The 11,781-nt window shown below is 56.1% G+C and carries 13 protein-coding genes; 6 read left to right on the top strand and 7 right to left on the bottom strand.

The features are described 5' to 3' along the window. Positions 1–3 precede the first annotated feature (3 nt). From ACFQDM_RS03475 to cysG, 4 genes are read right to left on the bottom strand one after another with little or no spacing between them, the layout of a single operon-like run. A complete protein-coding gene (locus ACFQDM_RS03475; RefSeq protein ID WP_377375529.1) occupies positions 4–360 on the bottom strand; it encodes a VOC family protein in 357 nt (118 codons plus the stop codon). After that, positions 357–998, bottom strand: a complete 642-nt coding sequence (locus ACFQDM_RS03470) for a glutathione S-transferase family protein (protein ID WP_377375526.1) — start codon at positions 996–998, stop codon at positions 357–359. The genes ACFQDM_RS03475 and ACFQDM_RS03470 overlap by 4 nt, the downstream gene beginning before the upstream one ends. A gap of 9 nt (positions 999–1,007) precedes the next feature. Continuing rightward, positions 1,008–1,319 carry a DUF2849 domain-containing protein gene (locus ACFQDM_RS03465; protein ID WP_377375524.1) on the bottom strand — a complete coding sequence of 104 codons (312 nt, stop codon included), beginning with the start codon at positions 1,317–1,319 and terminating at the stop codon, positions 1,008–1,010. Then, the gene (gene cysG, locus ACFQDM_RS03460) at positions 1,316–2,713 is read right to left on the bottom strand and encodes a siroheme synthase CysG (protein ID WP_377375521.1); all 1,398 of its coding nucleotides are present in this window, start codon (positions 2,711–2,713) and stop codon (positions 1,316–1,318) included. Before cysG ends, ACFQDM_RS03465 begins: the two co-directional genes overlap by 4 nt. A 169-nt stretch (positions 2,714–2,882) precedes the next feature. Between cysG and gcvA the strand changes: the two genes are divergently transcribed. The 4 genes from gcvA (at position 2,883) to ACFQDM_RS03440 (ending at position 7,493) form a co-directional block, all read left to right on the top strand. After that, the gene (gcvA, locus tag ACFQDM_RS03455) at positions 2,883–3,815 is read left to right on the top strand and encodes a transcriptional regulator GcvA (protein ID WP_377375519.1); all 933 of its coding nucleotides are present in this window, start codon (positions 2,883–2,885) and stop codon (positions 3,813–3,815) included. A gap of 116 nt (positions 3,816–3,931) precedes the next feature. Next, entirely contained in the window at positions 3,932–4,741 is an 810-nt protein-coding gene (locus ACFQDM_RS03450) for a ferredoxin--NADP reductase (RefSeq protein WP_377375517.1), read from the top strand. A 199-nt stretch (positions 4,742–4,940) separates the two neighbouring features. Further along, positions 4,941–7,049 (top strand): putative bifunctional diguanylate cyclase/phosphodiesterase, encoded by a 2,109-nt coding sequence (locus ACFQDM_RS03445; RefSeq protein ID WP_377375514.1) that lies wholly within the window; start codon positions 4,941–4,943, stop codon positions 7,047–7,049. Positions 7,050–7,148: 99 nt separating this feature from the next. Continuing rightward, positions 7,149–7,493: a chorismate mutase gene (locus tag ACFQDM_RS03440; protein ID WP_377375512.1), complete on the top strand. Its 345-nt coding sequence runs from the start codon at positions 7,149–7,151 to the stop codon at positions 7,491–7,493. Here ACFQDM_RS03440 and ACFQDM_RS03435 read toward each other — a convergent pair. Next, complete coding sequence (locus ACFQDM_RS03435) at positions 7,454–7,825, bottom strand: Hpt domain-containing protein (protein ID WP_377375509.1); 372 nt, start codon at positions 7,823–7,825, stop codon at positions 7,454–7,456. The genes ACFQDM_RS03440 and ACFQDM_RS03435 overlap by 40 nt on opposite strands. Positions 7,826–7,961: 136 nt before the next feature. Between ACFQDM_RS03435 and ACFQDM_RS03430 the strand changes: the two genes are divergently transcribed. Together ACFQDM_RS03430 and ACFQDM_RS03425 are read left to right on the top strand one after the other, a co-directional pair. After that, on the top strand, positions 7,962–8,177 hold the full coding sequence (locus tag ACFQDM_RS03430; protein ID WP_377375507.1) for a hypothetical protein: 216 nt from the start codon (positions 7,962–7,964) through the stop codon (positions 8,175–8,177). 76 nt (positions 8,178–8,253) lie between these two features. Beyond that, on the top strand, positions 8,254–10,230 hold the full coding sequence (locus ACFQDM_RS03425) for a hypothetical protein (RefSeq protein ID WP_377375504.1): 1,977 nt from the start codon (positions 8,254–8,256) through the stop codon (positions 10,228–10,230). Here ACFQDM_RS03425 and ACFQDM_RS03420 read toward each other — a convergent pair. Both ACFQDM_RS03420 and ACFQDM_RS03415 read right to left on the bottom strand, forming a co-directional pair. Beyond that, complete coding sequence (locus ACFQDM_RS03420; RefSeq protein ID WP_377375501.1) at positions 10,191–10,823, bottom strand: ABC-type transport auxiliary lipoprotein family protein; 633 nt, start codon at positions 10,821–10,823, stop codon at positions 10,191–10,193. The genes ACFQDM_RS03425 and ACFQDM_RS03420 overlap by 40 nt on opposite strands. Then, a complete protein-coding gene (locus ACFQDM_RS03415; RefSeq protein WP_377375498.1) occupies positions 10,820–11,779 on the bottom strand; it encodes an MlaD family protein in 960 nt (319 codons plus the stop codon). Before ACFQDM_RS03415 ends, ACFQDM_RS03420 begins: the two co-directional genes overlap by 4 nt. Between the last annotated feature and the right edge of the window lie 2 nt (positions 11,780–11,781).

Here is an 11,781-nt window from a genome sequence, read left to right as displayed (position 1 = left end):
GTATCAAGCCTTTTCTGACCAGACGCCGAGCTCATTGCCGGCGGGGTCTTCGAAATGGAACCGCCGTCCACCCGGGAATGGGTAGATGTCGCGGATGATCTTGCCGCCAGCGGCTTTGATCTGATCTCGTTTCTTCTCGAGTTCTTTGGAGTAGAGGATCACAAGCGTGCCAGGCTTCGAAACCGGCAGTTTGTCCTGCCCGTTAAAGCCACCATCAATGCCTGCGCCTTCAAAGCTGATATAGTCAGCGCCCCAGCGCTGAAAATGCCAGCCAAAAACCGTCTCGTAAAACATGATGACCGGCTCCGGGTCCGTCATCGGAAGTTCAATGTAATTGATGCTGTTTTCTGCACGGCTCATAATGCTGCTCCCTCGCGCGGCATGGCGTGGCCAATACCCAGCGCATGCTCTGTACGACTGACCCATCGTTCTACGGATGGGAACTCGCCCAGGTCAAATCCGCCCTCATGTGCAAGGCGCGTATAAGCAACCAGAGCAATATCTGCGAGTGTCATCTCATCACCGACAATCCAGTCTGTGTAGGTGAGCTGCATCTCCATCACGCCGAGCGCACGGCGCCCTTTGGACAGAAGATTTGGATCGATCTCGTCATCAGATTTTTTGAGATAATGCTTCTGAAAGCGACGCACAGCGATCGCCGTTTCATGTGAGTACTGCTCCCAGAACAACCAGCTCATCATCTGAGCCTTGCGGAACGGGTCCACTGGGATGAGATCGCTTTGCGCGCTTTCGGCAAGATACAGCATGATAGCATTTGACTGCGGAAGGACGCGTCCATCCGGCCAGCGCGCGAATGGCACCTGGCCGACCGGGTTGAGCGCCAGAAAGGCTTCGGTTTGCGTATCGCCGGCGAGAATGTCGATCTCGACCCAGTCATACGAAATGCCCAGCAGGTCAGCCGTCCATTTCGGCTTCATGCAGTTGCCGGAAATCGTGTTTCCGTAAAGCGTCAGTTTTTCAATATCGCGCTGTGGCATGGACACATCTCAGACCGTTTTGTGATACTCAGGGTGTGTCGTCGGCCCGCGCGCCCGAATGCTTTCGCGCAGGGTTTCACGACCATTCACAGCGCCATCTTCCGTCACTTCCATGACATAAGGATCGAGCACAAGTGTCTCTTCTTCCTTGGCCGCGGCAAGTGCGCTTTCGGCGTCCTCTCCCTTGAGGATGGCTGCATCGCTCAGGCTTTCAGACCAGTCCGGCCTGGACGTGCGATAGACCGTGACACCAGTGCGCACATCCCATGCGGTGATGACTTTTGGCGTATCAGGAGAGAGTTTAGGACGAACAGAGGTCATGCGGCGTGTTCCAACAAGGTTTGTGCTTCAGCGATTGCGTCTTCTGACAGGCTTGCCACCTCACCAATGATGAGAAGCGCAGGCCCGCGAATTCCGCGTGTTTCGATCAGTTCGGATAAATGTTCGAGGCGCCCGGTTGCCCGGACCTCATTGTCGCGTGTGCCATTTTCGACGACCAGAACCGGCGTCAGAGCCGACCGCCCAGCCTCGATCAGGTGTTTCTGGATATCCGGCGCCGTTCCGACGCCCATATAGACCACGACGGTCTGATTGGCGCGTGCCAGAGATGGCCAGTCGAGATCCGGCGCTTCACCATTCTTGGCGTGCCCCGTAACGAACGTCACAGACTGCGCCAGATTTCGATGCGTCAGCGGCACACCGGTACTCGCGGCGCAGCCGAGCGCTGATGAAATGCCCGGAACGACATATGCATCAATTCCAGCTTCCCGCAGGGCCAGCAATTCCTCGCCGCCGCGACCGAAAATAAACGGGTCGCCGCCTTTCAGACGCACAACACGTTTACCGGCGCGCGCCGCTTCAATGAGATACTCATGGATTTGCGGCTGCGGAACAGAATGATTGCCCTTGCTCTTTCCAACGCTGATACGTTCAGCGTCACGGCGCACGAGGTCCATCACACCGTCACCAACCAACTTGTCGTAAAAAACAATGTCAGCATCCTGCAACACGCGCAGCGCTTTCAGCGTCAGAAGCTCCGGATCACCCGGACCCGCGCCGACAATGTGAACAACGCCTTGTTTGTTGCTGGTCTCCTCAAGCTCGCGCAGCATGCCCATACGTGCATCGTCGGTTTCACCCGCAAGCACCTTGTCGGCAATCGGACCAGAGAAAACCTTTTCCCAGAATGATTTTCGGTCAGCTTCATCAGCAAAGCGGGACTTCACAGCACCGCGAAAACTCCGGGCAAAATCTGCAAGATCACCGAGACGCTTCGGCATGAGCGCCTCAAGCTGTGCGCGGATCTTCCGTGCCAGAACAGGCGCCGCACCCCCGGTTGCAATCGCTCCGACAACACTGCCACGATCCAGAATGCTCGGAACGGTAAAGTCACAAAGCTCCGGACGGTCGACAACGTTCACAGGCAAGCGTGCCGCTCTCACATCCGCCAGAACGGCCTCAAGCCGGTCGTCCTCTTCCAATGCGACGATGACGAATTTTGCGTCGTTTAGAAGCTCTGACAGGTGTTCGAACGGGGCTGTCTCGATGCGTCCCTGGAATTCATCTGCAAAGGCAGGCGCAAGCTGATCAGCGCAAACATGAATGTGTGCGTGGGTTTTCGCGAGCAATCGAACCTTGCGACGTGCGTTCTCACCACCGCCGACAACGACGACGGAGACGTCTTTTGTTCCGAAGAAGACAGGAAACAGGTCCAAAATTGCCTCTTAATTCCTAGGTTTTGAGCTCATTGCGAAAATGGCAACTTGCAAAATTACCACAAGGTGACACCTCTAAGACGACTTGTTAGATATTCTCATCCTAGCCTATGGCAGCTTCAGGGCATTTCGCGTACCGCCATAGCTCACTCAGGAGCCTGATCATAACATGCCTGACTCCAAAGATCGCCTGCCGCCGCTGAATGCGCTGAAAGCGTTTGAAGCCGCCGCCAGACATCTGTCCTTCACCAAGGCAGCTGACGAGCTTGATGTAACACCTGGTGCCATCAGTCAGCAAATTCGTTTGATGGAAGAATACACGAATGTGCCGCTTTTTAAACGCACGGGCAGACAGGTATTGCTGACCGATGCGGCGCAGGCTGCCCTGCCCATGGTACGGGAAGCTTTCGATAAACTGATCGAGGCTGGCAGGATCATGCGTGCCCCGGCGCGCAAGGGTAAGGTGATGATCTCCTGTGCACCAAGCTTCGCCACGAAATGGCTGGCGCCAAAGCTCGACCGGTTTCATCAGGAACACCCTGAAATCGAGGCCTGGGTTTCGGCGGATATGGGGCTGACGGACTTCAACACCGCCGATACCGACCTCGCCATTCGCTATGGCCGCGGTGTCTATGAAGGCCTGAAATCAGAAAAACTACTCGAAGAGACGGTCTTGCCGGTCTGCTCTCCGCGCCTGATGGAAGGCCCGGATGCCATCAATCGCCCGGCTGATCTCGCCCGGCATACGCTTTTGCACGATGAGAGCCCTGAAAAAGACCCTTCCTGCCCTGACTGGACCAGCTGGCTGCGAGCGCGCGGCGTCGAGGATGTTGATGCGACGCGCGGCCCGCGTTTCAACCAGGCTGTTCTGGTGATTGAGGCCGCTGCTACAGGGCGCGGCGTTGCGCTTGCGAAAAAAGCGATTGCAGCGGCCGATCTGGCATCCGGACGTCTGGTGGCTCCCTTTGCTGACGGCTCAACCGTCATTGATTTCGCGTATCACATTGTGTGGCCGCGCGGACGCACACAAACTATTGAAGCACGGACCTTTATCAAATGGCTGAAGGCTGAAGCTGTTCGCGACGAAATCGTCGGAGTTTAGCTAATCTCACAAAGCCTTTCACCGCAGCGTGACTTGATGCCTCGTTGCACAAACGCATATGCGTGGTTAGAAGCCAGTTGATAAAAGTTCGCAACTTGAAAGAAGAAACATTGAGCGTGACACAGACCGCAGGTAATCCGCCGAAGAAAGTCAGCCCGAACGCGCCGACCGAACAGGAAGTGCTGTCCGTCCACCACTATACGGACCGGCTGTTCAAATTCCGGATTGAACGTCCACCAACTTTCCGTTTCCGCTCGGGTGAATTCGTGATGATCGGTCTGCCAAGGGAAGACGGCAAACCGCTTCTGCGCGCTTACTCTATTGCGAGCCCTGCATGGGATGAGGAACTGGAATTCTTCTCGATCAAGGTTCCGGACGGTCCGCTGACTTCTCGCCTCGGTGATATCAAACCAGGCGATAAAGTTCTGCTCGGCAAGAAGCCAACCGGCACGCTCGTGCATGACGCTCTGGTACCAGGCAAGCGCCTCTATATGTTCTCAACAGGCACAGGCGTTGCGCCTTTCGCCAGCCTGATGCGCGATCCGGAAACGTATCAGAAGTTTGATGAAGTCATTCTGACGCAAACCTGCCGCGAAGTGGCAGAGCTTGCATATGGCGAGGAACTGGCGGCAGGCCTGAAAGACGACCCGCTTTGCGACGAGTATGCGCACCAATTCCGTCTGTACAACTCAGCCACACGCGAAGACTATCCGCGTCAGGGGCGTATCACTGACCTCATCAAGTCTGGAAAACTGTTTGAAGATCTGGGCGTTCCGCCACTGAACCCTGAAACAGATCGCGTCATGATCTGCGGTTCGATGGCCATGTTGCAGGACACCAAAGCCCTTTGCGAGGAAGCCGGCCTTGTTGAAGGTTCTAACGCGACGCCTGCGCAATTCGTTATCGAAAAGGCGTTCGCTGACTAATTTCAGCGATATCTAAGCTGATAGTAAAGCAATCAGCTTCCATCATCGCGCGAAACCTTAAAAAGCCGGCTGAAAAGTCGGCTTTTTCTGTGTAAACAAGTTAAGCGAACGATCTAAATTTGGCGCGCCCCAACACAGCATATTAATCTGATCTGTTTACTCAGGTACTCGAACGAAAGAGGCCTGTGACGACTTCCCGATGATCAATGTAATTTCCTGTATAACGCTTGAACATGACCTGCGGCTCGTAGCTCTGGCTGCGTTTATCTGCCTGGCCGGGGGACTGACACTTATTCAGCTGGTCCGGCGTGCCTATCAGGTCAAAGGACGTGCGCGCATTGCATGGGCGGCGATCTCGTCCATCGCGCTGACGGTCTCAGTCTGGTGTACCCACTTCATTTCCATGCTGGCTTTTGATGCTGGTGTGCCGGTGACGATTGACCCGGTCCTCACAATGCTTTCGCTGCTGCTCCCGACATTCGGCTTCTTTATCGCAATCTGCCTGAACATATCGAAACCAACGCAGCTCAATGCTGTCCTTGGAAACACGCTTATGGGCCTTTGCATCGCGACCCTGCACTATGTGGGCATGATGGCATATCGTGTTGACGGGCTGGTGTCGTGGAAACTGGAATACATTGCAGCGTCCGTCGCGCTGGTTTGCGCGTTCTCGATTTTGTCAGGCTTTGCTTTCCTGCGTTACAAGGAGTCCCGCTTCAACATCCCGGCAACGCTTCTGTTCGCAGCCGGCGTCGTATCCGTTCACTTCACAGGGATGGAAGCGATGCAGATCTATCCCCTGCAGCTAAGCGATGCCCCGATGGATGCAGCGACGTTTCAGGCGCTCTCTATTGCGACAGCGATTGGTGGTATTCTTGTGATTGGCCTGGGCCTGGCAAGCTTCTTCCTGGACCATGACACCCGTCAGGATAACTATCAGCAGCTGCTGAAAATGGCGATGACCGACTCCCTGACCGGTCTGCCGAACCGAAACGCCTTTATTGAAGATCTGGATCGCAAGATCGAGAAAGCACACGGGCTCAACAAGAAACTCGCTGTCATCGTCATTGATCTGAACCGCTTCAAGGAAATCAATGACATGTATGGCCACCGCGCCGGGGATGAGGTTCTGAGCACGCTCGCCACATCGCTGATCGGTGAATTGTCGGCGGACATCAATATCGCACGCATGGGCGGCGATGAATTTGCAGCCTCAGTCGTCTACGACAAGACAGCAACGCTGGATGCGTTCATCGCACGCCTGGAAAGCGCGCTGAACATTCAGGCCATGTTTGAAGAAACGCTCATTACGACGAGCGGCAGTTTCGGCGTCGCCAAATTTCCAACTGATGGTCAGTCGAGCGACGAGCTACGCAACAATGCCGACCTCGCCATGTACCGCGCCAAACTGCACCCATCGCGCAAAGTGTGCTTCTATGAGCCGTCCATGGACGCTGAAATCCGTCAGAAGCGCGAGATTGCCAATGCACTCAGCCACGCCATGGAACATGATCAGCTTGAGCTTCACTATCAGCTTCAGGCCTCGGTTCAGTCCGGCAAGGTATGCGGCATGGAAGCATTGCTGCGCTGGACACACCCGACCATGGGGCCGGTTTCACCCGCGGTCTTCATCCCGATTGCTGAAGAATACAATCTCATCATTGCGCTCGGCGAATGGGTGCTGAACCGTGCATGCCGGGATGCGGCGAGCTGGAAAGATGGCCAGAAAGTCGCCGTCAACCTGTCTCCTCTGCAGCTGATGCAAGTGGAACTCCCGCGCATCATCCATCAAAACCTGATTGAAACCGGTCTTGCCCCGCATCGTCTGGAAGTCGAACTCACCGAAACAGCCATTCTGTCGGACCGGGACCGCTCCTTGCATATTCTTCGCCAGATCAAGGCGCTCGGCGTATGCGTTGCGCTCGATGATTTCGGCACGGGTTATTCATCGCTCGAAATTCTGCGCGCCTTTCCGTTCGACAAGATCAAGCTGGATCGGTTCTTCATGACAGAGATCGAAACCAGCAATGCGTCCAAGGCCATGGTTCGCTCGGTTCTGTCACTCGGCAAGAATCTCAAGATTCCGGTGCTGGCCGAAGGCGTCGAAACCGAACTGCAGCTCGACTTTCTGCGTGAGGAAGGATGCGACGAAATTCAGGGCTTCCTGCTGGGTCGTCCGGAGAAACTCGCAGAAGCCATTCGTAACTCGGTCAACACGCTTGCCATACAGGAGCCTGAGGACTGCGAAGATGATGACAAGGTTTATCAGGCCACAGAGTTTGTGAACTGGGCGCGTTTTGCACGCTAATGCAGCCCATCTGGAATGATTACGCGGCGCACCTAGACGCCGCGGCCAAAACATTCCAAATGGAGCCCAGTTTATTCCATCGTCGAAGCGAGTTTTCGAATGACAAGTTACCCTTCCGATCCGCGCAAACACACGGCGCAGTCGGCAGAAACCATGGCGGATGTACGCTATGAAATTGACCGCATCGATCGCGTTCTGGTCGCCATCCTCGCAGAGCGCCAATCCTTCATGGACGCTGCGGCCCGCATCAAACCAAATCGCGGCGCGGTACGTGATGAATGGCGCATTGAAGACGTGGTCCAGAAAGTCCTCGCAGCTTGCGAAAGCGAAGGCCTGAGCGCGTCCATTGCAGAACCCGTCTGGCGCACGCTGATCGATCGTTCGATCGCCTATGAGTATGCCTCTTACGACGCCCGGAAAGACCCCGACACAGAAATTTCGTGACGGATTTTCGCCACCTCATCGAGCGTTGGCATCAGACAATCGCGAATATCGTTGAGCAGAACCGCCGCCTTTGTTGCACTTGGCGGTTCATCGGAGCGGCCCGCCTGTTCAGCGACTTTACAGGCATCGGCCAGCTGTTCTGCCCCGATCCCGAGAGCGGCGCCCTTGATCGTATGGGCCGCATCTGCCCATCGGCTGGGCTCATCCTTTGCGTTGAGCATTTTGCCCCAGAGATCAACCTGTTCCAGGAAGATGCCAAGCACTTCATCCGCCAGTTCAGCATCGCCGGCGGTGTTTTCGTGTAGTTTCCTGCGTGCAATCAAACCCGACATCTCAGCCTCCATCCAGAGACGACTTTTAGTCGCAATCCATTAACAGGGTTTCATCAAAAACCGGCTGCTGGAAACTTGTTTAAACTCCCGTTTTAGGCGATAGTGCAAGCATCCATACTGGGGTGGAGAAATCGAGATGGAAGTCCTCATAATCGTTCGTGATGTGATCCTGGCAGTTTTGCTAAGCTGGATTGGTGTTGATTACACCGAATCGAAGACGGAAGAGGCACAACCAAATGTTCGTCTGAACATGCAGATTTCTGAGCGTTCTTCTGAACAGGAGTTTCTTGTTCTCAAGGCATCTCATGTGGAATCGAATTCGCTTTGCCGCGAAGAATGGTTCCGTTCGTAACATTTCCACCTTTAATCTGGCATTTACCGCACAGAATGGTCGCATCGTCTTTTTTTATGGGGCATGATGCTTAACCATGTCTCGTAGTAATGATGAACACTATCTTCAGGCCCTGAAAGACACGCAAAGTGAGCTTCAGGCCATCCGTGAAAGCGGGAACGCACTTCTTGCAGGCGGTATCATTGGCGCAATGGCCATCTGTGCCGGTGTCGCTGCAGGCGCTTATGCCATTGTCGGACCGTCCAATTTCGCAAGCCTCGATCCGATCTGGTTCATTGCTGGCGGTTGTCTGACATTCGGCTCCGCGATCGGAATGGTGATGGCAGGCTTTCTGGGCCGCCAATCCTTACGAAACTCTCGCGCAAACATGCTGATCCTGCGCGCATCGCATCTTTTGCTGATGCCAGCCGAGGCCGCTGGGTCCCGCGTCGAAACACTGTCTGAATCGGTCAAGACTGAGACTGCAAAGGTGAACGAGCTGATTGAAGGCTCATACGCCTCCCTCGCCAAGCTCAAGGATACGCTGACGAAAGAGCGCGCTGACGTCACCAAGAATGTCGAGCGCAATCGCGCCTCTATTCAGGAAATGATCGAGAAGCTGACCGCGGACCGTCTGGCACTCAAAGAGCTGACGGAAGCCGTCGAACAGCAAACCGCCACCATGTCAGACGCGATTCCGAAACAGGCCCGCATCATGGTGGAGGCCGCCCGTGAAGCGCAGCAGGAAGTTTCCAAAGCGGACGAGGCGCTTCAGAGCCGACTGACCGCGCTCGACAATTCCGGCCGCATGCTGGGCGAGCGACTGGAACGCCTCGACGCCATGACGATCGAAGGTGAAAATCGCGCCAAAGAGATTGCCGCGCTGATTGTTGAAGTCGAGAACCGCCTCAAGAAATCGGCTCAAACCGTCGACTCGGCGGTCAAGGCCAGCGAGATTGCCGTCTCTGCGGCCGCTGAAACTGGTGACAGCCTGAACGCTGCCGTCGCCAGCGCGCTGGACGGCACACGCGAAGCCGCAAACTTTATCCGTGAACAATCGCGGGAAGCTGTCGAAGATGCCAGAAAGGCGATGGAAGAACTGAAGCAGGCGGGCCTCTCTGCTGAAGCGGCGACGAAATCGGCTGGTTCTGAAGCTCGTGCTCAGGCTGAGCAAACCGAAAAGCGGATTGAAGAACTGAGCGACCTGATGTTCCGCGCCGCGACGCGCGCAACGTCTGCGGCAGAAGCCGGTCTTGAACGCGCACGCCTGCGTATCGAGCGCGCCTCAGCGCTGTTGAATGGTATCTATGATCCGGGCGCAGATGCGCCGGCACAGGAGCCCCAACAGCCAACGCGCAATGAGACGCCTCCCCCGCCCGCTCCGGAAAAACCTTCACTGCGGCCACGCCAGGACGAAGACGTTACGCCGCCCAAACCCGTGACCGGTTCACCGAGCAGTCAAGCCCAGGCAGCGGCGGCACAACCCAAACAGCCCGACCCGCCAAAATCAGATGCCGCTCACGTCAACCGGGAAGACGATGATCAGGACGATGACGATACACCGCCCATGCCCATCGCAGCGCAGCTCGCGAAAGAAGCCTTTTCACGTGCGCCCATTGGCGAAGAACCGGACGATACCGATCCGAGCACGTTCAACATGGTCGAACAACAGCCTGCAGGTCTGAGCTGGAAAGATCTGCTGGCCGGTCTGGAGACGCCCGCCGAAGAGCGCGACGAGTCCGCTCGCTATGTGCTGTCTGAAATCGAGCAGCTGGGCATCACGCTTGCTGGCATGATCAACGCCAAGGAGATCCGCAAGATTGCGAATGCTGCGCGCCGTGGAGACATTCAGCGCCGCCGGACCGTACGAGAGCAAACAGGCGCCGCTGTTCAGTCCATCATGTTCCGCCTGCAGGATGACGCTTCCTTCCGAAATGCGACGGAGCGCTTCGTTTCGGTCGAAGAACCAGACGCGCTCCGCGCCTTGTCGGAATCAGAGAAAAGCCGCGCCGCCGCGTCACCGCGCCTGACGGCTTATTTGTTGCTGGACTCGGCTTTCAGCTCGATCTCGTAAAGGTATTCGGGAAGCTTCACCGCGACCTCATCAGCGGCCTGACGTGCCGCCCGGATCAGCGCCTGTACGCCTTCACGGCTTGCCTGACCTGAATAAGGTTCTTTCACCACAACGGGGAACTGACCGATCACCGTGCGACGACGTGCAGAAAGCACTGTTGCCTGGAGTTTCACGACAGCGCTGTCGTCCCGAATAACAAAATTCTGGACCTGCCAACGCAGCTCCGCACCCGTGCGTGCGCCAGCTCGCTCGCTGACCGCGACGCCTTCTGAGTCCGGCGACAGTTTGGACAAGCGCTCCAGCAATCGGATTTGCAGAAGACGTGCCGCATCATCGCTCCACTGAGCGGCTTTCAGAAGCGACAATGAGCCATCATCATCTTCAAAGACGAAGTTCTCGCTGAGCAGAAGAACCGGTCCGTCTGGCTCATAGATCGAGATATCCACCGGCAAGGTGATCTTATCGACCGGCCCGATATCTTCTTCAGGTTCCAGGCGATAAAGCCCGTCAGGGATTACCGGCTCCGGAAGAACCGACACACAGCCTGTCAGCAAGAGTGGAGCAAGAACCAGCCCCCAGGTCGTTTTCATCATCTGTCTCGATATGGTTTTGGTGAGCCCTGAATCAGGGTCTGTGGGTTTTGTTCGATATCGGTTGCCACGCGGTCGAGCCTGCGAACCAGAAGCCTCAGATCCTGCGCCAGCAGCTGAATTTCTTCGATGGCCTCAACCGTTGGGTTCTGAATGGCTTCGCGGGTCTCACGCAGCGCCGCTTCGCTTTGCCCGATAGCGGCTTCCGCACGTTGAATGGTCTGGCTCGCATCCGCAAACAGCGTCTTCGCGGACTCGGTGATCTCTCCCAGACTCGCCTGCGCATCCGTACCGAGCGTATTGAAGGAATTGGCCGCATTGCCGACCGCCTCGCCCGCGCCTGTCAGCGCCGCCATGGCATCCTTGGCACTGGTGATCAGTTCCTCATCCTCTGCAAACGCGCCGCTGATCGTTTCGATGTTTGTCAGAATGGACTTCAGGCTTTCCCGGTTTTCCTCATCCAGCAGCTCGTTGATACGGTTCACCGTGATCTGAGCATCAGACAAAACGTTAGCACCGCTGGAAAAGAGCTCAGCGAGTTGCGTCTTTTCGGTATCAATCGTTGGACGGTTATTCCCTGTCCGCTTTGGCAGCAAAGGCGAACTCGCCTCACCCGGCTTGATCTGAATAAAGGTCACACCCGTCAAACCGGCAAAATCCAGCGCCGCTTTGGAATCCTCGCGAACCGGCGTCGCCGCATCAATCCGTATCTGTGCGATGACACGGTCTGGCTGTGTGCGATCAAGATGAAGGTCCGTGACCTCACCGACATTGATGCCGAGATAACGCACCTGCCCGCCCTCAGAGAGCCCGTTCACAGCCCCGACAAACACCACATCGTATTCGGCGTAGGACCGATTGAACTGAACCTGCCCAAGCCAGAGAATGAAGCCGACAAACGCAATGACACCGGCAATGATGGAAGCCCCGACCAGGGCGTAACTCGCACGTGTTTCCATGA

Origin of the sequence: Ponticaulis profundi (assembly GCF_042659465.1) — a bacterium.
In the GTDB taxonomy this organism is placed as follows: domain Bacteria; phylum Pseudomonadota; class Alphaproteobacteria; order Caulobacterales; family Hyphomonadaceae; genus Ponticaulis; species Ponticaulis profundi.
Note: the sequence above shows the minus strand (reverse complement) of the source record. Positions and strands in the feature narration are given on the sequence as shown.

Bases quoted from the DNA above. Each gene is read 5' to 3' on its own strand.
- ACFQDM_RS03475 (WP_377375529.1), bottom strand. From the start codon at position 360: ATGAGCCGTGCAGAAAACAGCATCAATTACATTGAACTTCCGATGACG.
- ACFQDM_RS03470 (WP_377375526.1), bottom strand. From the start codon at position 998: ATGCCACAGCGCGATATTGAAAAACTGACGCTTTACGGAAACACGATT.
- ACFQDM_RS03465 (WP_377375524.1), bottom strand. From the start codon at position 1,319: ATGACCTCTGTTCGTCCTAAACTCTCTCCTGATACGCCAAAAGTCATC.
- gcvA (WP_377375519.1), top strand. From the start codon at position 2,883: ATGCCTGACTCCAAAGATCGCCTGCCGCCGCTGAATGCGCTGAAAGCG.
- ACFQDM_RS03445 (WP_377375514.1), top strand. From the start codon at position 4,941: ATGATCAATGTAATTTCCTGTATAACGCTTGAACATGACCTGCGGCTC.
- ACFQDM_RS03440 (WP_377375512.1), top strand. From the start codon at position 7,149: ATGACAAGTTACCCTTCCGATCCGCGCAAACACACGGCGCAGTCGGCA.
- ACFQDM_RS03435 (WP_377375509.1), bottom strand. From the start codon at position 7,825: ATGTCGGGTTTGATTGCACGCAGGAAACTACACGAAAACACCGCCGGC.
- ACFQDM_RS03430 (WP_377375507.1), top strand. From the start codon at position 7,962: ATGGAAGTCCTCATAATCGTTCGTGATGTGATCCTGGCAGTTTTGCTA.
- ACFQDM_RS03425 (WP_377375504.1), top strand. From the start codon at position 8,254: ATGTCTCGTAGTAATGATGAACACTATCTTCAGGCCCTGAAAGACACG.
- ACFQDM_RS03420 (WP_377375501.1), bottom strand. From the start codon at position 10,823: ATGATGAAAACGACCTGGGGGCTGGTTCTTGCTCCACTCTTGCTGACA.
- ACFQDM_RS03415 (WP_377375498.1), bottom strand. From the start codon at position 11,779: ATGGAAACACGTGCGAGTTACGCCCTGGTCGGGGCTTCCATCATTGCC.